Here is a 23,679-nt window from a genome sequence, read left to right as displayed (position 1 = left end):
GGGAGAATGTTGATATATTCATAAATAGAGTGAGCAGTTATCTATATGATAATTATTGGAAATAAAAAATGATAGAAGTATTGCTCTTTTCTGTAAAATTAATGATACAATAGCAGATAAATGGGTATTAATGTAAAGATATGTCGAATTTCGACTAAAAAGTTAACCTGATGGATTAATTTATGTGATAATAAAAATCAATTAAGAGGAACACATGAAGGATAAGTGTGGGGTGTATACACAAAGTCTGAAATTAAATTTCTAAATAGAATATGGGGGGGGAAGAAAATGAAAAGTATAAAAACAAAGTTAATTGTCTATTTCTGCATTCTAATCTTATTGGTGTCTGGTAGCTTTGCCTTTATCTCGTTGACAACAGCCAGTGATGCTGTTATCAACGAAGCAGAGAGTGCATTAACAGGATTAGCCCAAGAAGGAGCAAAATTAACAGAAAGTCGAATTGAAACCAGTATGCAATCATTAGAAACAATTGCTAGAAATAGAGATGTGGAAAGTATGGATTTTGAGCAACAGCAGATTGCATTACAGAAACAAATAGAAGGAACTGGATTTCTTGCCCTGGGGATCGTACATCCCGATGGCACTACATACTACCAAGATGGAGCAACAGCAGAGCTTGGTGACAGAGGTTATGTCATAAAAGCATTTAATGGAGAATCTAATGTTTCAGACATCATTACTAGTAGGGTGACTAATTCAGCAGTTTTGATGTATGCTGTCCCTATTAAAAATAATGGAAGTGTCGTAGGTGTTTTGATCGGAAGAAGAGATGGAAACGCTTTAAGCGCTATCACTGATGACATGGGCTTTGGAGAACAAGGTTATGCTTATATGATCAATGGTGAAGGAACAATCATAGCTCATCCAGATAGAGAAAGAGTAATGAATCAATGGAATCCCATAGAAGAAGCTAATGGTGATGAAGAATTAAAGCCTGTAGCAGAATATCTTAAAATAGTAATGGCAGAGAAAGCAGGGGTAACAGATTATCGATTTGAAGGAGACAATCTTTACTCAGGATTCTACAATATAGAAGGAACTGATTGGATCATCGTGATTACTGCTAATGAAGAGGAAGTCTTGGCTGCGATTCCAGGGTTACAAAGAAGTATTGCTTTGACAACATTCATTATTTTGATCATCAGTATTATTCTTTGTTATTTAATCGGTAATTCCATTGTAAAGCCAATTATTGCTACAATAGAACACTCCAAAAAAATAGCTAGTTTGGACATTACTGAAGATGTACCAGAAACATTTATGAGAAGAAAAGATGAGGTAGGTTCCTTAGCAATTGCATTTCAAACAATTACAGATAATTTGAGGGCATTTATAAAACACATAGCAGAAACGGCTGAACAGGTAGCTGCATCCTCTGAAGAACTTACCGCAACTAGTCAGCAATCAGCTACTGCTGCAGATGAGGTAGCCAAAACAATTGAGCAAATAGCTGAAAGTGCTAATGAACAAGCAAAGGATACTGAGGGTGGCGTTTTAAAAACAGATGAATTAAGTAAAATTATAGAAGCTGATTTAAAAGATATGGAGCTAATCAGTGAAGCTATGAAGCAATTAACGCTTTTAAAGGATGAAGGTGTAGAGACTGTAAAAGGATTAACAGTTAAAACAAAGAATAATGAAAAAGCAATACAAACGATCTATGAAAGTACTGTAGAGACAAATGAAAGTGCTGAAAAGATCGGTGAAGTCAGTAAGCTAATTGAAGGTATTGCAGAACAGACCAATTTATTAGCACTAAATGCAGCGATAGAAGCAGCTCGAGCCGGAGAAGCGGGAAAAGGATTTTCAGTAGTAGCTGAGGAGATTCGTAAATTAGCTGAACAATCAGCTCGTTCTGTACAAGAAATAGATGATATGTTAAAGAAACTACAGAATAATTCTCAAAATGCTGTGAAGACTATGAAGGATGTTTCATCTGTTATTAAAGAGCAGGTAGAAAGTGTAGAGATAACAGAAAGCAAGTTTGATGGCATTGCTGGACAGGTGGAGTCAGTGAAGGGAATCGTAAATAAATCCGTAGAATCCGTTGAGTCGATGAATGCGAGGAAAAACGAACTTGCGGGTATTATGCAAAGCTTAGCAGCAATTGCTGAAGAAAATGCAGCGGGTGCAGAGGAAGCCTCAGCATCAGTGGAAGAACAAACTGCATCGATGATTGAAATATCCGATGCCAGTGAAGCATTAGCACGCTTATCCGAGGAAATGCAAGGAAGCATTGGCAAATTTAAATACTAGTATAGAATCATTTAAAAGAAATCAACAGACGCAATCAAAAGACGGACCCGAGCGGGTATGGGATTGTGTCAGGGTAGTTTCTGTAGATCCAGGGTAAAGGAAATCATCGCAAGGGAAATGAATATTCCTATTACACAGGTGACGGTAAGAGGAAAAAAAGAAGAGGCTAATCTGGAGAGAGTATCCGTCGGACACATTCGAAAATATAAAAGTAATTAAATAAACCATGCAATTTAAGTGATATCGACTAATAATGATGATAAGTCCTGTCTTTAGGCTATGATAAAGAGAGGGCTTTCATCATGCAAATTTAAAGTGAAGAGGGTTTATATATTAATAAGCAATAATGTGGTATAATATGGATGTTATTTTGGATGGATTACATATTGTTTCTTTTGCTAAGGGTGGTTATGATGAAAAGAGTAACAGCAGCAATTATAATGAAAAATGATCTGGTTCTAATAGCACAACGGGGAAAAAATGAAAAATTACAAGGAATGTGGGAGTTACCAGGAGGAAAGATGGAAAAGGGAGAGACACCTCAAGGTTGTTTAAAAAGAGAAATTCAAGAGGAATTAAATATAGAGATTGAGGTAGGTGATTTTTTTGGTGAAAGTACTTATCGCTATGCCACTGGAGAAATAAAATTATTAGCATATTTCTCTAAAAAGGTGACTGGTGAAATTCAGTTATCTGTACACGATCAAGTAAAGTGGGTAAGTATGAAAGAACTTGATCAATTTGATTTTTCACCAGCGGATATACCGTTGATAAAGAGGCTTATGGAGGAGATGTAGCTTTAACCAAAGGTACAATGGAGTAGCGTTCGTAAGTTCGGATAAGAATACCCGATACAAATATTGACTCTAAAGGGGGATACCAGTTGACACCAACTAAAAATTACATTAAATCATGCCTAGCGTTACCAATGTTATTAATTCCGCTGATACTGACCTTAGCACTAACCCTAAGCTTGCAGCTGGCTTCAGGACAACTTTTACCCGATAGCATGGGAAGAGAGACTCGTAGATTGATTTATTTGCTCATGGCCTTTACGATACCACTTTTAATTGGTGGGGGCATTGGATTTATGTTTAAGAAGAGTATAAAAAATAAGATAACCTCAATGAAGGGCATCTATATTGCATCCATGGTACCTATTCTTTATACTTTGATTTTTGCTACCCTTGCAATTGTCATGGGGCCTCATGATTATAATTCTACTTGGTGGGGAATTTACTTTTTTAAAAATCCTGCCTTTTCTATTTTTCATTTAATACTCTTTTTTGGTAATTTTCAGTACTTGGCAATTGTAGCAGAGCTCATGGGGTACACAGGTTTTGCCCTGGGGATCCATTTGCATGAGTTTTTATCAAAGGCAGAATTACATCATGAGAGTTTATTTAAAACAAGGAAGGCATACGTTCTTGCACTGATTATTCCTTTGTTTTTTTCCGGACTGATTTCTAGGGAGAAGATTAGTAATGGGATCATTGAACTTCGTTACGGAGAATCCACAATAAGTAAGGATTTAAATGAATATGACCTTTATCAAATTGCGCCATTTAAAGAGGGGAATGGACTTGCAAGGCTAGACAAACCTGCTTCTTTGCAATTTAATGACTTTGATACGATGCCTCGGCTTGATGGGGCCACCGCAGCCTATCCTGTTTATGCAGCCTTTGTACAAGAAGTGTATCAAGGCCTAGGAGAACATTATGAAAAACATAAAAATAGTCATGAAAAGGACGTTTATACTGCCTTTGTATCCAGTGAAGAGGAACCATTTGACATCATCAAATGTACAAAAACAGGCACTGCATACGAACGGTTAATCAATGGGGAAACCGACATCATATTTGTGGCAGAACCTTCTCAGGGACATATTGAGTTAGCTAAAGTAAAGGGAGAAGAATTCAACTTAGTCCCCATTGGATACGAGGCATTTGTCTTCTTTACAAATGCTCGAAATCCTGTTGATAATCTAACGATAAAAGAGATACAGGAGATATATGCTGGCAAAATAACAAATTGGCGGGAAGTTGGCGGAGAAAATAGGAGCATATTGCCTTACCAAAGACCTGAAAACTCTGGTAGTCAAACCGTAATGGAAAATCAGGTCATGCAGGAGATCCAAATGCTCCCCCCTACTGAAACAACTTATGCAGGTGGGATGGGCGACATAATTACTCAAGTTGCAGGCTACAAAAATGCCAGGAATTGCATCGGATATTCCTTTATGTACTACTCATCAGAGATGATTAACAATAATCAAATTAAGCATATCTCGGTCAATGGTATTGGACCGTCTTCAGAAAATATACGGAATAAGACCTATCCCTTTACAGTTCCTGTTTATGCAGTGACATTAAAATCTAATGAAGATGAAAATGTAAAGCGGTTTGTTGAATGGGTGTTATCGGATGAGGGACAAAGCTTGGTTGAACAAACCGGATATGTAGGTAAATAAAAAACTGCCGAGCAAGGTGCGAAATGCACCTTATCCGGCAGTATTTTTTATTTAAATTAGCTTCATATAAAAAATCGATATAGAGAAATCTTAAAATACCCGTTGACATTGACGTAGCGTAAAGGTGTATCATAAGATTAACAGGAGGTGAGAGGATGGAGTACACGGTGCAAAGGCTGGCCCAAATGGCAGGTGTGAGTACGAGAACATTGAGATACTACGATGAAATTGGGATTTTAAAGCCTGCAAGAGTTAATTCATCCGGATATCGTATTTATGGGGAAAAAGAAGTAGATAGGCTACAGCAAATACGCTTTTACAGGGAGCTGGGTGTGAATTTGGAAAAGATTAAACAAATAATCACTGCACCTAACTTTGATGAATTAAAGGCATTGGGTCAGCATCAGGAGAAGCTTCTTGAAAAAAGAGCTGAACTAGACAGGTTAATTGCAAATGTAGATAAAACAATTGCAGCAAAGGAGAGGGGAATAATAATGAGTGACCATGAAAAATTTGAAGGCTTTAAGAAAAAGTTAACCGAGGAAAATGAAAAGAAATATGGTAAGGAGATCCGTGAGAAGTATGGTGATAAGAGCATTGATCAATCCAATAAGAAACTGAAAAACATGACACAAGGAGAATATGATGAAATTACCACCCTTGCAGATGCGGTGATTGAAACATTTCACACAGCACTTCAAACCGGGGACCCTGCAGGTGAATTAGCCCAAAGAGCAGCAGACTTACATCGCCAATGGATAAGCTTTTACTGGGACAGCTATACAAAAGAAGCCCATGCTGGAGTTGCCCAGATGTATGTGGATGACGAAAGGTTTAGAGCATATTATGATAAAAAACAACCTGGAACAGCAGCATTTATGAGAGACGCAATTCATATTTACGCAGGAGTGAAAAACTGAAGGGTGCTAAAAAGAAAAAATACCTAGAGTATGATATCTAGGTATTTTTTGTGAGTAGTTATTTCAAGGTATTATATAAAGCACTAAACTGGTGTAATCTTACTCTTCTTTGGGAGCCTCTTGTGTTGTTTCCTTATTTAAATTTACCTTAGCAACGATGTCTGGTACCATTTCTAAAAGCTTTTCCATACCAGCTCTTTGACTGATTGGGAGGACTTGAACTTCTTCATTTTTGATGACGATTATGGCTGTTGGTGTAGCCTTGGCACCAACGCCACCACCACCTCCAACTCCTTTATTTCCTTTTTCATCGGTTCCATCCCCTGATCCTGTACCGAGACCAAATGAGATATCTACCATGGGTATGAGGGTAACACTTCCTACGGTAATAGGCTCTCCTACAACGGTTTTAGATGTAAAGAATTTTTCAAGCTTTTCGAATAATTGACCTGCATTTTCTGAAAAGTTAGTTGACATGTTTTTTTTCCTCCTTCTCTTTAATAAATAATATTTTTAGAATCTTTCTAATGGGCTTAGATAAAGTAAGTTGCAACACAATCCATAGAAACAAAATAACAATGATTCTACCATGGACTTCTAACTCTCCTTCAAGCTTTGTTTCCCCAAAAGAGGGGGTTATCTCTAGGGGAGAGTCATTAAATAAGGGCTGTAGGGAACTTGTAATGGCCAGTATGATACCGGTATAGTAAGGATCATCAAATCCATAGACTCCCTCAAGTCTGAACTTTTTGGGTTTCAAATGATGTAGCACCCTTTTGATAGCCAAGAAAATAACATCTAATAACTCTCTGGTAACATGTTCCCATGCTAATGGGAACTTATTCTTATATTTTACTTTTTTCTTTGTTGTCTTTTTCTTCTTCGGTTTTTTTGATTCTTGTTTTTTCTTGTATGTCTTCCTTTCTTCTCCACTGGTGTGGATGGAAATAGGAAGACCAAGAAGTTTAATTCTTATCGCTTTAGGACTGTTGTTGATGATGGTGAAATCCACCTTTACTAAGTGCCAAAACCAGCCGATATGACCTTTAAACGTGACAACTAGGTCCTTTGAAGCCATTAAATGATAATCCACTGGGATAATTAGGATTAATAGTAGTATTGCCAATAAAAATAGGAGTAGATAACGAAGTATCGCTAATAAAATCATAGGCCATTCCTTAGCAAGGAACTCTTGGACCTTATCTTAAAGGATCCTGTAATGAAGTTTTCCAGCAAAGAAGATGCCTTTTTTATCGTGGACTTAGACGTCTTAGAAGCTACCTTAGCTCCTGGAATAAACCTTAGAAAGAGGGTAGCACTACTGAGTATGTTACTTTGAATGTCAACAAAATCCTTTATACCGAAGGGATGAGTATCTTCGGAAGATGGTTGGCGATTTTTAAAATCATGTAATACACGGGCTTTCACATCAAGTGCCTCGGGAGGTAAGTCAACGGAAGACATCTCCTCAAGTTCCCAAAGAAGGAGTTTCAGTTCCATTAAATCCCTTCGGCAGCCATGACATACCTTCAGATGCTCCTCTAGTATAATGGACTCCAATGGTTCAATTGTATTTTCTAGAGACTCTTGAAGTAAGCTTTTATCAAATGAACAGTTCAATTCTACACCTCCCAAACCCCTTCTTTTTTTAACTGATCTTTTAAGTGTTTTCTTCCTCGAAATAAATGGGTCTTGACAGTTCCTATGGGTATGGACAAACATTGGCTAATCTCCTGATAGCTCATGGCTTCTACATGCCTAAGAAGAATCACCGACTTTATTTCATGGGGCAATTGACTGATACTGGTCTTCAGTAGTTTTTCAGTGCTTTTATAGGATAATGCTAATTCAACGTTGTCAGCAGATGGAATGCTTAATGTGGGATCTAAAGGCAATGGGGTTGGTTTTTTAGCCCTAGCGAAATTATGACAGGTATTAATTGTAATCTTCTTAATCCAAGGAGATAGCGGATGGCCTTTTTCAAAGCGAGGGATGGATTGATAGATTTTTATGTATACCTCCTGTAATAAATCTAAGGAATCTTCTTTAGAGTGGGTATAATTGTAGCATAGTCGATAGATATAGCTTTGGTATTTCGTATATAATAGATCAAACCCCTCCATGTTTTGATCTTGGCAAAGCTTAATTAGCTTTTCATCAGAGACCTCCAAAGGTATCCCCCCCATTTTTGACCTTCACTTATTATATACACGAAATTGATGTAAAAGTTTCAAATATATGCAAAAAAAATAAAAAGACTAAGTAAATTTAAAATCTTCTTATTAGGAAGATTATTTTCCTCATTTTGTAAGGAAATATGAGATGGCATATATTGAAATATTATGTAAATTGTGATAGTATGATTGTAGAAATAAGAACAAAGTCCTACTTCCAATAGGACTTTGTATCTGAAAATTAGCAATATTTCTTAAAAATTCATTTTTAAAAATAAGTAAAGGCAAAACCATCGAAAGATGGTGACGCAAAGCCACGAATCTAAGTCGTTTGACGATAGGATAGTCGGGTTGCCTATTAAAGTTATATTTTGTCAAAATAGGTGCCCTTTAAGGCACTTATTTTTTTGAATAAAATCTATTGAATTGAGGGGAGGCACCCCATGCCAAAGTCAAAGCATAAAGTGAAAAACCACATTGTTAATAAGTACAAATTAGTATACCTGCCATTATTCATTGGGGTGTTGGCTATTTTAACTGTCAGTGTGACGAGCTATTATATCAGTAAAAATTTACTGTTAGATGAAATGAAACAAGGCGGAATCAATTTGGCTAATTTAACCACTAGAAAAATTAATAATGAGATTAGCTCTATGAAGATAATTAATGATTTACTAGAAGATGGGCTTAAACAAGCAAGAAATCCAGTCATTAACAATGAAATCCTAAAACAAGAATTTAACTACCAGGAAATTGTTGAAAGCTTAGCTAAAGAAGATAATATTGCCTATGCCCTTATTGTAGACAAGGAGTTAAAGGCCATAGCTGATTCAGATATTAGAGACATTGGCATCGTATATACCGATGATCTGGAATACCTAAGCACTTTAAAGGGAGAAACAATAGCAACTGAGTGGTATTCTGAAGACCTAAATGCTAACGTATTGGAAATAACAGTTCCGCTCTTTGATGATGGTGAAATCATAGGAATACTTGGAATCGGTCTGTCCATGAAAAATGTGTATGGTTCTATTTACTTTATATTTCTAAGCTTTAGCATGATAACGATGATTATGGTTTTGTTGTTTTTGTGGGCACAACATAGAAATGTAATTAAGCCAGTAGATCAATTAGATCAAAGTATTCGTCAAATTGATGTAGAAAAGAATGCAGGCTATCGGCTTCCATCACCGGAGAGAGACACCTTTTTAGGGTTGTTTTCTTCTATTAATGCCATGCTTGATGAGATCAATCACTATTTTTATCAGCTAAAAAAGCAGGAAGCATATATTGAGCATATTGCTTATCATGATGACCTAACAAATTTACCTAATAGAAGAATGCTTGTAGAAAAGCTAGAGCTGGAATTTACTCATAATCGTTCCGGGGCGATTATGCTATTAGACCTTGATAATTTCAAGGAAATCAATGACACATTAGGTCATGTATATGGAGATAAGGTGTTAAAAAAAGTGACTGAAGCCCTATTGCATATAAAAGGTGAAAATCTTGTTGTATCAAGACTTGGTGGAGACGAGTTTCTTATTCTTATAAAAGAAGAAGAGGATATTCTTAAAATTGAGAATTACGCAAGAAAAGTGATTGATTTATTTAGTAACAAGTTGTTGGTGGAGGATGATGAAGTTTATCTAACCTGCAGTATTGGAATTGCTCTATACCCGTCAAATAGCAATAGTGTAAGTCAGCTAATCATGAATGCTGACATGGCGATGTATGGTGTTAAGGGTTTTGGGAAAAACAATTATATGTTTTTTAATGAGGAAATGCTAACCAATTTAAATGAAAAGATTGAAGTGGAAAATAAATTAAGGATAGCATTAAAAGATGATGGGTTTAAATTATTATACCAACCACAAATTGATACCTATACAGGAGAAATTGTGGGATTTGAGGCTCTTTTAAGACTTAAAAAAAGCAATCTATCTCCAGCACAGTTTATTCCAGTAGCTGAAGAAACGGGAATGATTATAGAAATTGGTAGATGGGTAACGGAAGCAGTCATCAAGCAAGTAGCCCTATGGAAAAAGAAGGAATTATCCCTAAAGCCAATAGCAATTAATTTTTCAGCAAAGCAACTGAATGATTTAAGTTATATTGATTTTTTACAAGCTAAGCTCAAGGAAAATCATGTGGAGGCTAACTATCTTGAGATAGAAATTACAGAGGGTCTCTTTTTAGAAAAAATTGAGAAGACAATTGAATTTGTAAATCAAATTAAAGCACTAGGGGTGAAAATGGCCCTAGATGATTTTGGTACTGGGTACTCTTCTCTTAGTTATTTAACATTTTTACCAGTAGATAAAATAAAGTTGGATAAATCCTTAAGTGATAAATATCTGGAAACAAAAAATTTCAAGATGATAGGTGGAATCATTGCCCTTGCCCATAGTCTAAATCTAGATGTAGTGGCAGAAGGCATAGAAGAGGAAGCTCAATATATACAACTGAAAGCAGCAAGGAGCAACTACATCCAAGGTTATCTATTTAGCAGGCCATTGGAGGTAAAAGAGGTGGAAAAAATATATAACGATAACTTTTTACATAAGCTTTTATTTGAAGAGTATGATGAATAAAAAGCATGGAGGTGAGGATTCTACTGGTTTTTAAAAAATTAATTTTGATTGGAATGTACATCGTTCTTTTAGATTACACTTATCCTGATAAGCTTATTTTTTATACGAAAACGCGTAAGATTTATCTACAATGTATTGCTAAGGCTCCTGCTTATTCATGTGGGGACCTTGGCAATACTTTTTTGCGATAACGCAATAAGTGAGTGAAAAACGCTGCATGCCACAAGCAATGAAATTAAAAAAACTAAAACTAAACTCATTAATAATTTTTTTGATTGATTTTCACATAAACAACTCCTTTTTTAACTAGATTTTTTAGAGGATTTAATGAAATAGATGGATTGATTATTAAACATCGATTTTCAGTATTATAAGTCATGTATACCCGAATTTAAAAGAGTAAATAACTTTTAATGATTTAAGTGTAGGAAAGCAGCATTCATATTCAATTAAATCCTTTCTTATTTGAAGTGATTCACCATATATTTAGGGTATCATTGATGAAAGGGAAGTTTGTATTGATTAAGGGGGCGAAAACCCAAAATGGAGAAAATAATATGTGATTTCAGGAAAAAAAATACGGAAAAAGAAGGAAAGTTGCTGATAATTGACGAATCTATAGTAATAGCTTTACAATTCATTTATCGTAAATAGTGGTAAGGAAGAGACGACTTTCTCAAAATACAGGAAACTCAATTTACTGGTTTTACCGAACTGAGATATTGGAGAATGCGGTGGAGAATCTTATGCCCCGAAGATAAGATCTTTATAAAGCTGTATTGCATGGAGAAACAAAAAAAGGGGATGATGCGATGCTTTTTAAAAGCAAAACAAACCAACTACATAAAAATGAAGAAAATATTAATCAATATCTTGATAAAAACCATCAAATCAATCCCCATAAAGAAGCCATGTTCATTACAGGTATCTATGGAATCTTTGGATTACTGTGGATCGCCTTATCCGATAAGATACTTTATATAATGGTACAAAATATCACGATTTATAGACAAATTCAGACATATAAAGGTTGGCTATATGTCTTGGTGACCATGATACTAATTTATGTATTAGTGGAAAAGCGTTCGGTATTATTTGGAAAATCGATCATGAAAATAAAAGAAGCCTTTGAAGAATTACAGGCAACTTACGAGGAACTGGTGGCGACGGAACAAGAACTATTGTATCAAAAGGATTTGACTGAAAGTATTATTAGAGAAGCACCAGTGGTTATTGGAATTTGGGATGAAGAAGGGAAAATTAAAAGTCTGAATCCCTTTGGAGAATCCATATTTGGATATAGTCAGGATGAGCTCTATGACAAGAAATGGTGGGATCTTTTGAACACTGAAGCGGATGAAAATTTAATGGAGAATATTTTTAAAAAAGTGAAAAATAGCAAACAATTTAAGAATCATGAGCTTGAGTTCATTGCCAGTGATCAAAAGAGAGTGGATCTCCTTTGGAATAGTAGTGTATTACAGCATCAAGAACATTGTGAACCCACTGAAATTCTTTCCATCGGGGTGGATATTACCAATCGAAAGGCATTGGAAGAGGAATTGAAAAATGCAGCATTCTATGATTCACTGACTGGATTGTATAAAAGGACATTCTTAGAAGTGGAAGTAACCAGACTAATAGAAGAAGATGTATCCTTTGCCTTAATTCACTTAGATTTTAATAATTTTAAATACATTAATAATACTTTAGGTTATTCTATTGGAGATGAATTTCTAAAATATATAGCAGATAAGCTACACAACGCGGTTGAAAAACCACATATAGTTGGACGACTCATTAGTGACGAATTTGCAATATTACTGAAGGAACCAACCTCAAAGGAGCATGTGGAGCACTTACTAGGAGAGATAATACATAGCCTAGGGAAAACATGGACAAGTAATCATCATAAATTTTTTGTGTCCTTCAGTATGGGGGTTTCATTGTATCCCCAAGATGGTCTTGATCATACCATCTTATTTAGAAATGCTGACTTAGCAATGAGTAAAGCTAAAAGAGAAGGTAAGGGAAGACTGTTGTTTTATGTGGATGAAATACTAGAAAGTAATGCAGAGCATATAGAGATGACCAATCATCTTCAGCATGCCATTGAAAAAGAGGAACTGGTGCTTTACTATCAGCCACAGTATAATCTAAATACGGGAGAAATAAGTGGATTAGAGGTATTAATAAGATGGATTCATACTAAAAAAGGGTTTATTTCTCCAGCAAAATTTATTCCTCTAGCTGAAGAAACTGGTCAAATATATGAGATAGAAAAGTGGGTTATCAAAACAGCCTTAACTCAAAAAGAAAAGTTTGAAAAACAAGGATTGATAAATTTAGAGATCGCCATTAACCTCTCTAGCAAAACATTGATGAGCAACGTGAACTTTCAAGAAGTGGAAGCGATCATCAGTTCCTTTGATATAGACCATTCTAAAATAACAATTGAAATTACAGAAACTGCTATTATATCAAATGTTAAGTTTGCAATTGAAAGATTAGAGCAACTCAAGAAATTAGGTTTGAAAATTGCTTTAGATGACTTTGGAACAGGCTATTCATCATTAGTTTATTTAAATGTTTTACCCATTGATATTGTTAAATTGGATAGAAGTTTTGTGAAGAGCATCAAGGAGAACAGTAAGGAATCCTTTATCATTAAATCTATTTTATATTTAGCTAAAGATTTAAATTATAAAGTAGTGGCAGAAGGGATTGAAACAGAAGAACAGTTAGCATTCTTGAAGGAGCATTCTTGTGAAAGTGGACAAGGCTACTTAATGAGTAGACCCATACCAATCCATGAGATACAAGAAAAATTAAAGTAGACATTGAAATCTTCATGGATTAGCATTTTAAAATCTCATAAAAAAAGATAAAATAAAGTGAGTTCAAAAGTTAAAAACTGACTCTGTTTTATCTTTTAATTATATTATTTATGTCTTATAGATAACCACTTTCAGGAGTTAAAATATACTAAGGTAATCGACTCTCCAACCAAAGGTTGGCTTCTTCAAGACTTTCACATACCATCGTGTCAAAATCAATATGCTTTGTACCTAGCTTCATTTGAAGCGCAATGGCTGACGTTGCAGGATTTGAAGAATCAATAATAATGACTCCCCCAATGAATCCATTCTTCGATCCCCACTTAACATGATCTTGTATGTCTTCGGTGATCATGGAGATGTGATATGTTCTTAAATCACAACACTTTCGCCATGGCTTTCCATTAAAAAGGGGAACAACTTTGGTCACATATTCATTATGTAGCCTGAGGTAATCTTCGTGCTTCCAATAATTTCTGGGGGTTTCATACACCACGTTTCTAATTAAATCTATTTTTAAGGTATACATTCCCTTTATATCATTGATTTCCATAAGGCGCCTCCTATTTAAAAAAAATGTCGAAAAAAGGTGGATACAATTCGATTGTATAATAGTTTTTGCCATTAGAAAAGAATTATTTGGGAAAATCCTTAATATTTTTAGAGATACAAGTTGTTTTCTTGATATGTAAGGGGCGATTCCCTTTAGAATCATATGTATAAAATGAACACTCCTAGACCTAATCTGATTTACATTTGACCGTTATAAAATGGTATGATTGAATTAGATAAGAATAATATAATAGAGGATGATCAAAATGAATATTGCTGAACGAATGAAAAGGGTAACCAATAAACTAGATATGAGTTTAAAGCGGTTTCCAATTACAATGCTCTTTGGTGCATTGGCAGTGGCGGTCTCTATTTTTATTAACCACAGTTCCATTCCCTTTGGAAAGACAAGGGAAATATACAATCATATTGTGATGGCTTTGAGCCTTGGAATTCCCTTGAGTTTATGTATATATGTACTCTTTGAAGGTAGAACGAAGTCTGAAAAGCATCATCGAATCCTAGCCCATGTTGGAAGTGGACTACTACTCATACTCTACTATTTTTTCTTTTTAAAGGACATGGAAATGGTAACTGTAACGAGGTATATTGGGCATAGCATTTTTCTTTATTTGACATTCACATTTATCCCATATTTAGAGAAAAAGGAGAATTATGAACGCTATGTTGTCAAGTTATTGACTCGATTTATTGTGACATATCTGTATTCTGTCATTCTCTATTTAGGTATTGCTGCAATTTTAGGTACCATTAATTTGCTTTTTGATGCAGGAATCCCTGGAAAATTCTTTTTTGATGTTTTCCTAATTGTGGTAGGGATTTTTGCTCCTGGATTTTTTCTTGCTGATGTACCTGTTAGAAATGAAGAAATTTCACCTGAAAGCTATCCCAAGGTATTAAGTGTGTTATTACAATTTATTATCTTACCCTTATTAAGTATCTATACATTGATTCTATACATTTATTTTGGACAAATACTTTTAACCAGGGAATTACCCCAAGGGCTGATCGGTAATTTGGTTTTGTGGTATTCCATCGTAAGTACCGTTGTTTTATTTTTCATTTACCCCTTAAGAAAAAACAGTCAATGGATGAAATACTTTATCACTTGTCTTCCAAAGCTTATTATTCCTTTATTAGGCATGATGTTTGTGGCCCTATGGATTCGAATTAATGCCTATGGGATCACAGAAGGCAGGTATTTTGTCTTATTGATAGGACTGTGGGTAACTTGTATGATGATTTATTATGCCCTTAAGAGGGATGTGAAGAATATTGTACTTGCCATGACCCTGGCAATAGTGGCTTTGGCAACGGTTACAGGACCCTGGAGTGCATATTCTATCTCCCAAATCAGTCAAAATAATCGATTTCAAGAAATTTTAAAGCGCTATGACATGATTGATCAGACCTCAAATATCAAAGGGCCAGACAGAGCGTTTGTGGAAGAAGACAAGAGAGAAGTCAGTGCCATCATTTCTTACTTTGAGCGATATCACAGCTTAGGAGATATAAAATACCTTCCAAATGATTTTCAAGTCAACCAAATGGAGGAACTATTTGGATTTGAGTTATATGATCAAGGCTGGGGAGGCTATCAAAACAGAGACCATTTTAGTTATTATTTTAATGTAATGGGTCATTCCATTGATATCGGGGGCTTTGATTATTTTATAGAGTATACCACATATGGGGATCAAAACCTCCAAGAATTGAAGGATGGGTATGCCATTGTTTATGACAGGGGAGAAAAAGTACTAGAAATTCAGCATCTAGAGGAAACCATTTATTTTAAGAATATTGAAGAATTAGCCCTGGAGGTTCATCGTCAAAATACAGGGACTCGTAATCCTACAAAAGAACAGATGACCTTTGTAGATCAGAATGAAGTAATTAAAATTCAACTGGTATTCAAACAAATCAACGGTTTTGAAAATAGATCCATTGATGAAGGTAGTGTTGAAGGAATGGAGTTTTATGTTTTTATTTCAATAATGAGCTAGTTACGGAAAATCATATTATCAAGGGGGAAAGAATTTATGTTGGAAATTAAAAAGGAAAATGGTGTTTATTTTATGGATAAGAACAATGAACCCTGTCTAAGGATTAAATCTGGAAGCAATGTGATTTTTGAAACCTATGATTGCTTTGAAAATCAGATTCAAAGTGAAGATCAGTCCATTGATAGCCTCAATTGGAATCGCATTAATCCTGCTACTGGACCACTTTATGTTGAAGGGGCCCGTGAAGGAGATACCTTAAAGGTAAGGATTATTGATATTGAAGTATCCAACTATGGAATTATGGCTGCTATTCCAGGAGCAGGCCTACTGGGGGATCAAGTTTTGACTCCTGAGATAAAGAGGGTATCTATAGAAGGAGAAATGGTATGGTTTAATGAAGAGATTAGTTTGCCCCTAAACCCAATGATTGGGGTGATAGGTGTGGCCCCAAAAGGGGACCCCATTCCATGTGGGACACCTGGTGCCCATGGGGGGAATATGGATAACAAGAAAATAAAAAAAGCAACGACCCTGTACCTACCTGTTTTTGTAGAGGGAGGCCTTCTTGCAATAGGAGACCTGCATGCGGCAATGGGGGACGGAGAAATTATGGTTTCAGGAGTGGAGGTACCTGGGAGGGTCACTGTCAAGGTGGAAGTAATTAAAAATAAGCAGATTGCACATCCACTTTTAGAGGATGAAGGCTATTTTTATACAATTGCTTCCCACGAAGAATTATTAGTGGCTGTCAAACTTGCCACATCAGAGATGCAAAAACACGTGATGGAACAATTAAAGCTTTCATTTAATGAAGCTGGTATGCTACTGAGTGCAGCGGGAAATGTAGAGGTTTGCCAGGTGGTAGATCCCTTACTAACAGTGCGTTTTTCCATGTCTAAAGCCGTCCTAAAGAAAATATTCTAATTAAAAATGTAAAAAGTACCTGAGACAGGTATTTGGAACGATTAAAAGCCATCACCCTTTATAATGATGTACTCCCCTTAAGTAAGCAGATTAAATAACTAAAATCTGTTACAAGGGGAGTATTTTTATGTCTACAAGAAATTAGCGCATAGGACAAGGACTGAATCTAAGAAACATAATGACTACATATCTTAGCCACTGCATTGGCAGCTTCCATTCCAGTCTTCAAAGACCCTTGCATCCATTGGCGTATAGCGGAAACATGCTCTCCTGCAAAGTGAACTCTCCCATGATAATCTGGTTCAGCTGACACAAAGTTAAAAAGACTTTTCTGTTGGGGCTCATAGAAGGCAAAGGCACCAAGGAATAGTGGTTCGCGATTCCAGTGTACAGTTTTATAGTCTAAAACAATGGAGTCTAAGTAACCTTCAGGAAGTCCATGAACCTTCTCTACTTGACGTTTAATGTCCTCAAAGCGAGTGGGACCAGGGGTATTTCCCACTCGGATGGCCTCCTGGGTCCAGTTATAAGAAGCAAGAAGCACACCGGGCTCATAGGGACTGGTTCCGGGTCTGAATCCCCATAGGTTTTCCTCTAGATTAATTGGATAAGCGTGGTCTGAAGGGTACCAAATTGTTGCAATAGGTAAATCTGTTACAGAGCCTCCTCCTAAAATTCGTTCACTCATGTCCCCAGTTTCCCAAAAACGATGGCGACAGAGCATGATGGTTTTTTGAGCTGAGGCATAATTCACTTCAGAAATTGCCTGCATTTTTCTGCTTTTAAAAATTGGATTTAACTCTACTCTTTGTAGACTAGAAAAAGGCAGGGTGCAAATGACAAAATCAAAAGTATCTTCTCCCTTGCATTTTTTCTTTTTATTTAGATAATCTACTTGAACGGAGCCTCCTGGTATTGATTGGCTTAGTCCAGTGATATAATGTCCGCTCTTCCAGTGAACATTTCCAAGAAGGTGTGCTGGGATGTCATCATAACCATAGGGAGGAAGAGGACTTAAAATAGCTTGGTGAAGTGCCAAGGGAAGCTGAACCATCCCATCTAGGATTTCATACATGTAAAAATAAGAAGCCGCATACTCGGGTCCAAGCTCATCAAGAAAATTTAAATACAAAAATGCTTCCACAAATGGTTGGATATTACTAAGCATTTCTATGGCCCCTTCGCTAAGTCCCTTTGCCTGCATTAACTCTCGGAAATTAAGTGTATCCAAAGCAAGGATTTCGGGGCTATAGATAGGCAAGACCTCTAATAGCTCTCGGCGAATTTCAGGTGGCATTTCCTGGAGGGTTTCGTCAAAAATCAGTTCGAAAAATTCAGGCCATAGGGTCGCTCGCTCCTCTGGTGTCATATCGAAAAATGGGTAAATCTTTTGTTGTACACTTTCACCGCCATCGTCTTGGCGAAGACGTACATCTCGAACAAATATGAAAGCATTGGGTTGGAATTGTACAAAGGGCCTGGTTTTCAATCGGAGCAGATCCATATAATGCCATACAGTCTCATGACTAACGGGAATGCGCATGGGACCTAACTCACCGTATAGGCTTTTAAATTCATCAAAAAAGTGGGTGTAAACCCGACCACCAATACGCTCCTCCTCTGCTTCGAAAATCGTAATATCAAAACCAAGTTTTCTTAATTCAAAGGCCGCAGATAATCCTGCTAGGCCTCCACCTAAAATCCCAACTTTAATATGCTTACAGGAGCCTGCTGGATTGATCTTAGTAATGTCTTGGGGGGGACTGAAGAGTTCAATAATGTTCTGAAAGTCTTCGGGACGTCCAAGTTCAGTTAATGCGCTTAATAATAGTTGATATCGCTCATTGGGTGTTGGATTGTCCGGCTGTGTTAATAACATATCATGACCTCCTTTTAAAATAATTTAAGGTCGTCCATTATGGATTTATAGATGAACACTACCATCATATGAAAAAATTCTAATTATGTGCCCTGGATACATACCTGATCATTAAAATCAAAGCATTTATGTATTTTGAAAAAAGTTCTTATAGATTTCAATACAAATGGAATAATAAAGGTAATGAAGTGAAGTTTGAAGGGAGTGTTACGGTTTCATGAAAAGAGAATTAAAATTTGTAGTCAGTATAATGGTTATATTGGGATTATTGATATCGAGTTTGGGCTGTGCCAGGGAAGAAGAGCCAGGAGAACCTCTAACTCCTGAGATAGAAGATGAGAGGGTAGAAGTTCCAAATGTTGGTGAAATGATCTTATCATCTGAAGCATGGCAGGAAGAATACCCAATGATTTATGAGTCATTTATTCGTACATCAAGATATAAAGATGGCGTAATAGAGGACCCTGAGTTAGGTGGACTCATGCCACTGGATTATATACAGGAGTACCCGGAGATTGAAATATTATATGATGGGATTGGATTCGCTAAAGAATACTATGCGGCTAGAGGTCATTATTACGCACTGACGGATGTGATCAATACTGTAAGACCAAAACCTGGGGCCTCATGTCTTGCCTGTAAAACCTCTGAATATGAAAGGCTCTATGTAGAAAATGGGGACGATTTATTTAGAATGGATTTTCATGAAACAGTACAGGAGATTGAAAATGGAATCAGCTGTTACAATTGTCATCGAAATGAACCAGGTGAACGGGTACAAGTGACGTCACCACATTTTGCTGATGCAGTTGAAAGATTAGATTTAGAAATACCACCAGGAAACATGGCCTGTGCCCAATGTCATGTTGAGTATTATTTTGAACCTGAAACAGGGACTATTGTACTTCCTTGGGATAATGGCATTGGGGTAGACGAAATAGAGGCATATTTTGATGAAAGAGACTTTCATGATTGGAAGCATCCTAGGACAGGGACACCTCTCATTAAGGTACAGCATCCTGAGTTTGAGATGTATACCGATAGCCTCCATGCACGATTGGGTATCACCTGTATAGACTGCCATATGCCTACAGTAGAAGAAGATGGAGAAACATATACATCCCACTGGGCAAAAAGCCCACTGAAAACCGTGAATGAATCCTGCGGACAATGTCATGGACCAGACGGAGACGCAATCATCGCGGATACTCAGGCAATTCAAAAGGAAATCAAAGGAGAGTTAGCTGAACTCAGTAGTATGATTGTGAAGCTGATCGAAGACTTTGCTGTTCTTGTTGAAGAACGGGATCTAGATGAAGAGACACTTCATGAACTCTGGTCACTTCATCGAAAGGCCCAATATCGTTGGGATTTCGTATTTGTAGAAAACAGCACAGGTTTCCATAATGCATCTAAGGCAAGAAGAACCCTAGAAGATGGTAAGGAATATGCACAGCAAGCACTGGAACTATTGGAAGGGTTGAATAATCAGTGATGATATAAGTAACTTATGTACAGTTAAAAACATACACAGGCTATGGTTAGGGCCGTGTGCAACAATATTCACAGACTCCTTAAAAATTAAAAATGTATAAAGTATAGTAACTTTCACTATCGGCAACACTTGTCGATAGTGAAAGTTTTTTTAATCAACATAAAAAATGAAATTAGACTAAGGAGTAAAGGAAGGTATCATATGAAAGAAAATGAATTTTTACAATTTTTAAGATCTATGAAGGTGGGACTTATACTCTTGGGTGTGTTAAGTGTTATATCAGTATTTGGTTCCATGGTTCCCCAGGGACAGGAAGCGATATTTTATCATCGCAACTTTTCCCAGAAGACCGCTGAGCTCATTTTATTATTTGGATTAAATGACATCTATCACTCTTTTTATTTTATCTTTCTTTTTGCCGCATTAAGTGTGAATCTGTTTTTGTGTAGTGTGGCGCGTCTAGATCATTTAAAAAAGAAAATAAAGCAAATGCCCGATCAAGCAAAACTCTTTCATATACAAACAATGAAAAAACCAAGGGAAGGACTCATAAAGTGGATTCAAGATGAGTTCCAAAAATATGGTTTTGAAGAATTTAATACAAGGGAAAAAAGAAATGAAAAAGTTCATTACAGTACAGGAAATAACATCCGGTACATAGGCTCATGGTTAACTCATGTAGGCTTCTTGTTAATCATTATATTTTATGCCTATGGACAATATACTTATGTTTCTACAGCAGTCTATGGTGTACCAGGCACAGAACAAGGGGTTGGGGACACAGGGTACACAGCCAGGATTAATGATTTCACAATCAATTATCGGGAGGATGGGAGCGTAGAACAGTATATAACTGAATTAGAGCTATTGAATTCAGAGGGAGACCCAATAACCCAAAGTGAGGTATCGGTTAATCACCCCTTAAATCATAATGGATACAAGTTCTATCAAACAAGTACCGGTTGGGCCACAGATTTTTCCCTAAAAAAGTCTGATGAATTGATAGAGAATGAAGTGTTTTATGAAAGCACCACATTGGTATCAGAAGAGGAAGCCCTAGCCATACAGTTTACAGGATTCTATCCAGATTTTATTAATACGGATAGGGGACCCATGTCTCGATCCCATGAGTTAAATCACCCAAAGGTCCTGTATAGTATTTTTTACCGTGGCAATCGTGTGGCGATGAATATAGCGGATATTGGGGAGTCAATACAGTGGAATGAGTTCGAGTTTGAATTTAATGAACCTAGGAGGTATACTTACCTTCAGGTTAATAAAATGGGTGGTAAGCTTGGCGCTGGCATGGGTGCCATTAGCATAATGATGGGTTTAATGATGACTTTCTATATGAAAACTAAGGCATTAGTGATTGTAGAGGCGAAGGATAAACTCCAAGTGTTTAGCAGTCATGATGAGAAGTATGCAAGTTTCATTAGGAATCAATCAAAAATAGGGGAAGGAAAATCATTAGATATTTAGGAGGGGTCGTATGAATTTGGAGAATAATAGCTTTACAATGACAGTACTTTTATATACAAGTGCAATGTTCAGCTACTTTATGTTTTTTCTTTTAAGAAAAGAGAGTCTAGCTAAATATGGCAAAATACTGGTTGTAATTGGACTGCTTTTTCACACCCTTTCTTTGGGAACCCGAACAGTGGAAGCAAGTCGTTTACCATTAAGCAATCAGTATGAATTTGCGACAAGCTTTGCATGGGGAATTTCAGCTTGTTTTCTTGCCTTTGACCAGAAATACAAGTACAGATTATTAGGTACATTTGTGACGCCATTAATCCTTATGATCACTTTTTATGCAGCGGTACAATCCAAGGAGATTAGACCGTTAATGCCTGCATTACAAAGTAATTGGCTGATCGCTCATGTGAGCACCGCTATTTTAAGCTATGGCGGCTTTGCCATCGCCTGCGCGGCATCACTAATGTTCGTCATAGGAGACCGGATGAAGGAAGATCAATTTATAAAAAAGCATATGCCTAGTTCTCGTACATTAGATATGATAAGTTATCGAGCCATTGCTCTAGGATTCATGATGCTAACAATCGTGATCATAAGTGGTGCCATTTGGGCAGATCAAGCCTGGGGAAGATATTGGCAATGGGATCCTAAGGAAACCTGGTCATTTATTACGTGGGTCATTTATGCCATGTACTTACATGTAAGATTAGGGCGTGGATGGAAGGATAAGCGAGCAGCATGGTTTGCTATTTTAGGTTTTGTGTCGATATTATTCACTTATATAGGCGTTAACACAATCTTATCCGGTTACCATGCCTATGGGATTCTATGGATAAATATGCTATAATAAATCTGAATAGGAAGGTGAGTAGACATGAAGATAAACATAAACTTAAAATTGCTGATCTTTTTGATACTGGTGCCCTTATTAATTGTTGGATGTGCCCCAGAACAAGTAGAGCAAGAGGAGTTTCTAGGAGTAGAAGAGGACCTTTCAATACAGGAAGGACTAGAGGACCAAGTTGTTGTACCCTATGATCTTTCTACACCAGAGGGGCTTCAACAGCAATTGTTGGAAGCGCGAGCCATCGAAATGAGAACGATTGACAATGAAACAGTGGGAATGTTACAAGAGATGGAAGAAGTGACGGATTTTATAGAGAGAATCTTTGAAATTACCATCAGAAAAGAGTTTGATGTGGAATTCGATGAGGGAAGCGTGATTGGACCGATTAATTTTTACTTCGATACCCATGAGGACATTTTTGCCCTACTAAAGGAAAATATATTGTATATTGAAGGATACTACTTCTTAGTGACACCTAAAGAAGCTGCACAAATAAAGCAAACATTTAAAAATAGCGGAGCAACAGGACCCATTACCGGTGAGTAATGGGTCCTTAAATTGATATAGTGTTCTAATAATCTTTTAAGATTTTTAAAAAGTGATTTAAAATTTTCGCAGTAATACCCCAGATCATATAATCACCATATTCATAAAAATAAACCTCATAATCACCGGTTTTCCAGTGGTAATTTCGTCCGCTTTGAATCAGATGATAAGGGAAATCATCTTTTGGATACATTTTGTTTTCAACATGATGAATGAGTGGTGTCACTTCTAAAAGAAATCGAAGAGGGACAGTAAAAAGAGAGTGAACCTCAGAGGGGTTAAACGCAATGTCTTCAAAGGCAATGTCCTTTAAAATACCACAATAGGAATAGATGGTCATATGAAAGGGGGTAATAATAGGTTGAATTTCCCCAATAATATGGATATGATCCTTTTTAATATTTAGTTCTTCTGTGGTTTCTCGAAGAGCACCTTCCTTGGGTGCTTCATTTTTTTCGATTTTTCCACCTGGAAAGCAGATTTCTCCAGGTTGATGATTCATCTGTAAAGATCTAACCTCGAAGAGGACATGAAGTTCACCGTCCCGCTCTATAAGAGGAACCAAAACCGAAGAATGTTGTTCATAAGCCAGGTTTCTTTTTTGAAAGGCCTCAATAATGCCAGCATACTTTTTCATATATAAACTCCTAACCTTTTTAAC

At 36.5% G+C, this 23,679-nt stretch carries 19 protein-coding genes, 1 pseudogene and 1 riboswitch; of the genes and pseudogenes, 13 read left to right on the top strand and 7 right to left on the bottom strand.

Annotation, left to right across the window (positions count from 1 at the left end; all coding sequences use genetic code 11):
* The first annotated feature begins 288 nt into the window (after positions 1-288).
* The 5 genes and pseudogenes from AMET_RS14460 (at position 289) to AMET_RS14445 (ending at position 5,667) form a co-directional block, all read left to right on the top strand.
* Complete coding sequence (locus tag AMET_RS14460; RefSeq protein WP_012064052.1) at positions 289-2,277, top strand: methyl-accepting chemotaxis protein; 1,989 nt, start codon at positions 289-291, stop codon at positions 2,275-2,277.
* 30 nt (positions 2,278-2,307) lie between these two features.
* Positions 2,308-2,496 (top strand): annotated as a pseudogene (locus AMET_RS25075) (hypothetical protein); the annotation flags it as partial.
* A gap of 191 nt (positions 2,497-2,687) precedes the next feature.
* Complete coding sequence (locus tag AMET_RS14455) at positions 2,688-3,074, top strand: (deoxy)nucleoside triphosphate pyrophosphohydrolase (RefSeq protein WP_330368600.1); 387 nt, start codon at positions 2,688-2,690, stop codon at positions 3,072-3,074.
* 86 nt (positions 3,075-3,160) lie between these two features.
* Positions 3,161-4,747 carry a PstS family phosphate ABC transporter substrate-binding protein gene (locus AMET_RS14450; protein WP_012064050.1) on the top strand — a complete coding sequence of 529 codons (1,587 nt, stop codon included), beginning with the start codon at positions 3,161-3,163 and terminating at the stop codon, positions 4,745-4,747.
* Positions 4,748-4,902: 155 nt separating this feature from the next.
* Positions 4,903-5,667, top strand: a complete 765-nt coding sequence (locus AMET_RS14445) for a MerR family transcriptional regulator (RefSeq protein WP_012064049.1) — start codon at positions 4,903-4,905, stop codon at positions 5,665-5,667.
* A gap of 99 nt (positions 5,668-5,766) precedes the next feature.
* On the opposite strand, the gene AMET_RS14440 is transcribed toward AMET_RS14445, so the two are convergent.
* The 4 genes from AMET_RS14440 to AMET_RS14425 are packed head-to-tail and all read right to left on the bottom strand — an operon-like array spanning position 5,767 to position 7,838.
* Positions 5,767-6,144, bottom strand: coding sequence for a GerW family sporulation protein (locus tag AMET_RS14440; RefSeq protein ID WP_012064048.1), 378 nt, complete (start codon positions 6,142-6,144; stop codon positions 5,767-5,769).
* Positions 6,134-6,835 carry a DUF2953 domain-containing protein gene (locus tag AMET_RS14435; protein WP_012064047.1) on the bottom strand — a complete coding sequence of 234 codons (702 nt, stop codon included), beginning with the start codon at positions 6,833-6,835 and terminating at the stop codon, positions 6,134-6,136. Before AMET_RS14435 ends, AMET_RS14440 begins: the two co-directional genes overlap by 11 nt.
* A complete protein-coding gene (locus AMET_RS14430) occupies positions 6,832-7,287 on the bottom strand; it encodes a hypothetical protein (RefSeq protein ID WP_012064046.1) in 456 nt (151 codons plus the stop codon). Before AMET_RS14430 ends, AMET_RS14435 begins: the two co-directional genes overlap by 4 nt.
* Positions 7,288-7,289: 2 nt before the next feature.
* On the bottom strand, positions 7,290-7,838 hold the full coding sequence (locus AMET_RS14425; protein WP_041721696.1) for an RNA polymerase sigma factor: 549 nt from the start codon (positions 7,836-7,838) through the stop codon (positions 7,290-7,292).
* A 276-nt stretch (positions 7,839-8,114) separates the two neighbouring features.
* A riboswitch (cyclic di-GMP riboswitch) is annotated at positions 8,115-8,200 on the top strand.
* An 84-nt stretch (positions 8,201-8,284) separates the two neighbouring features.
* Here AMET_RS14425 and AMET_RS24405 point away from each other — a divergent pair.
* Positions 8,285-10,435 (top strand): putative bifunctional diguanylate cyclase/phosphodiesterase, encoded by a 2,151-nt coding sequence (locus AMET_RS24405; RefSeq protein ID WP_012064044.1) that lies wholly within the window; start codon positions 8,285-8,287, stop codon positions 10,433-10,435.
* Between the two features lie 812 nt (positions 10,436-11,247).
* Complete coding sequence (locus AMET_RS14415) at positions 11,248-13,272, top strand: sensor domain-containing protein (protein ID WP_012064043.1); 2,025 nt, start codon at positions 11,248-11,250, stop codon at positions 13,270-13,272.
* Positions 13,273-13,420: 148 nt separating this feature from the next.
* Here the strand turns inward: AMET_RS14415 and AMET_RS14410 are convergent, their stop codons facing one another.
* The gene (locus AMET_RS14410; protein ID WP_041720856.1) at positions 13,421-13,825 is read right to left on the bottom strand and encodes a hypothetical protein; all 405 of its coding nucleotides are present in this window, start codon (positions 13,823-13,825) and stop codon (positions 13,421-13,423) included.
* 265 nt (positions 13,826-14,090) lie between these two features.
* Here AMET_RS14410 and AMET_RS14405 point away from each other — a divergent pair, with 265 nt between their 5' ends.
* On the top strand, positions 14,091-15,848 hold the full coding sequence (locus AMET_RS14405) for a DUF4153 domain-containing protein (RefSeq protein ID WP_012064041.1): 1,758 nt from the start codon (positions 14,091-14,093) through the stop codon (positions 15,846-15,848).
* A 36-nt stretch (positions 15,849-15,884) separates the two neighbouring features.
* Positions 15,885-16,772, top strand: coding sequence for an acetamidase/formamidase family protein (locus AMET_RS14400; RefSeq protein ID WP_012064040.1), 888 nt, complete (start codon positions 15,885-15,887; stop codon positions 16,770-16,772).
* Positions 16,773-16,938: 166 nt separating this feature from the next.
* Here the strand turns inward: AMET_RS14400 and AMET_RS14395 are convergent, their stop codons facing one another.
* Positions 16,939-18,651 carry a flavin monoamine oxidase family protein gene (locus AMET_RS14395; protein ID WP_012064039.1) on the bottom strand — a complete coding sequence of 571 codons (1,713 nt, stop codon included), beginning with the start codon at positions 18,649-18,651 and terminating at the stop codon, positions 16,939-16,941.
* A gap of 217 nt (positions 18,652-18,868) precedes the next feature.
* Here AMET_RS14395 and AMET_RS14390 point away from each other — a divergent pair, with 217 nt between their 5' ends.
* The 4 genes from AMET_RS14390 to AMET_RS14375 all read left to right on the top strand — a co-directional run bounded on the left by AMET_RS14390 (position 18,869) and on the right by AMET_RS14375 (position 23,018).
* A complete protein-coding gene (locus AMET_RS14390; RefSeq protein WP_012064038.1) occupies positions 18,869-20,146 on the top strand; it encodes an ammonia-forming cytochrome c nitrite reductase subunit c552 in 1,278 nt (425 codons plus the stop codon).
* Between the two features lie 201 nt (positions 20,147-20,347).
* On the top strand, positions 20,348-21,628 hold the full coding sequence (gene resB, locus AMET_RS14385) for a cytochrome c biogenesis protein ResB (protein ID WP_012064037.1): 1,281 nt from the start codon (positions 20,348-20,350) through the stop codon (positions 21,626-21,628).
* Positions 21,629-21,638: 10 nt separating this feature from the next.
* Positions 21,639-22,472 (top strand): c-type cytochrome biogenesis protein CcsB, encoded by an 834-nt coding sequence (ccsB, locus tag AMET_RS14380; RefSeq protein WP_012064036.1) that lies wholly within the window; start codon positions 21,639-21,641, stop codon positions 22,470-22,472.
* Positions 22,473-22,499: 27 nt separating this feature from the next.
* Positions 22,500-23,018 (top strand): hypothetical protein, encoded by a 519-nt coding sequence (locus AMET_RS14375; protein WP_012064035.1) that lies wholly within the window; start codon positions 22,500-22,502, stop codon positions 23,016-23,018.
* A gap of 25 nt (positions 23,019-23,043) precedes the next feature.
* Here AMET_RS14375 and AMET_RS14370 read toward each other — a convergent pair whose 3' ends face one another.
* On the bottom strand, positions 23,044-23,655 hold the full coding sequence (locus AMET_RS14370) for an NUDIX hydrolase (RefSeq protein ID WP_012064034.1): 612 nt from the start codon (positions 23,653-23,655) through the stop codon (positions 23,044-23,046).
* Positions 23,656-23,679 lie beyond the last annotated feature (24 nt).

Source organism: Alkaliphilus metalliredigens QYMF (assembly GCF_000016985.1).
Taxonomy (GTDB): domain Bacteria; phylum Bacillota; class Clostridia; order Peptostreptococcales; family Natronincolaceae; genus Alkaliphilus_A; species Alkaliphilus_A metalliredigens.
The sequence above is the reverse complement of the archived record's forward strand: the minus strand, read 5'-3'. Positions and strand labels throughout refer to the sequence as shown.

Coding starts and splice junctions, on each gene's coding strand:
- AMET_RS14455 (WP_330368600.1), top strand. CDS start 2,688: ATGATGAAAAGAGTAACAGCAGCAATTATAATGAAAAATGATCTGGTT.
- AMET_RS14405 (WP_012064041.1), top strand. CDS start 14,091: ATGAATATTGCTGAACGAATGAAAAGGGTAACCAATAAACTAGATATG.
- AMET_RS14445 (WP_012064049.1), top strand. CDS start 4,903: ATGGAGTACACGGTGCAAAGGCTGGCCCAAATGGCAGGTGTGAGTACG.
- AMET_RS14410 (WP_041720856.1), bottom strand. CDS start 13,825: ATGGAAATCAATGATATAAAGGGAATGTATACCTTAAAAATAGATTTA.
- AMET_RS14375 (WP_012064035.1), top strand. CDS start 22,500: ATGAAGATAAACATAAACTTAAAATTGCTGATCTTTTTGATACTGGTG.
- resB (WP_012064037.1), top strand. CDS start 20,348: ATGAAAGAAAATGAATTTTTACAATTTTTAAGATCTATGAAGGTGGGA.
- AMET_RS14415 (WP_012064043.1), top strand. CDS start 11,248: ATGCTTTTTAAAAGCAAAACAAACCAACTACATAAAAATGAAGAAAAT.
- AMET_RS14440 (WP_012064048.1), bottom strand. CDS start 6,144: ATGTCAACTAACTTTTCAGAAAATGCAGGTCAATTATTCGAAAAGCTT.
- AMET_RS14435 (WP_012064047.1), bottom strand. CDS start 6,835: ATGATTTTATTAGCGATACTTCGTTATCTACTCCTATTTTTATTGGCA.
- AMET_RS14395 (WP_012064039.1), bottom strand. CDS start 18,651: ATGTTATTAACACAGCCGGACAATCCAACACCCAATGAGCGATATCAA.
- ccsB (WP_012064036.1), top strand. CDS start 21,639: ATGAATTTGGAGAATAATAGCTTTACAATGACAGTACTTTTATATACA.
- AMET_RS14400 (WP_012064040.1), top strand. CDS start 15,885: ATGTTGGAAATTAAAAAGGAAAATGGTGTTTATTTTATGGATAAGAAC.
- AMET_RS14460 (WP_012064052.1), top strand. CDS start 289: ATGAAAAGTATAAAAACAAAGTTAATTGTCTATTTCTGCATTCTAATC.
- AMET_RS14370 (WP_012064034.1), bottom strand. CDS start 23,655: ATGAAAAAGTATGCTGGCATTATTGAGGCCTTTCAAAAAAGAAACCTG.
- AMET_RS24405 (WP_012064044.1), top strand. CDS start 8,285: ATGCCAAAGTCAAAGCATAAAGTGAAAAACCACATTGTTAATAAGTAC.
- AMET_RS14390 (WP_012064038.1), top strand. CDS start 18,869: ATGAAAAGAGAATTAAAATTTGTAGTCAGTATAATGGTTATATTGGGA.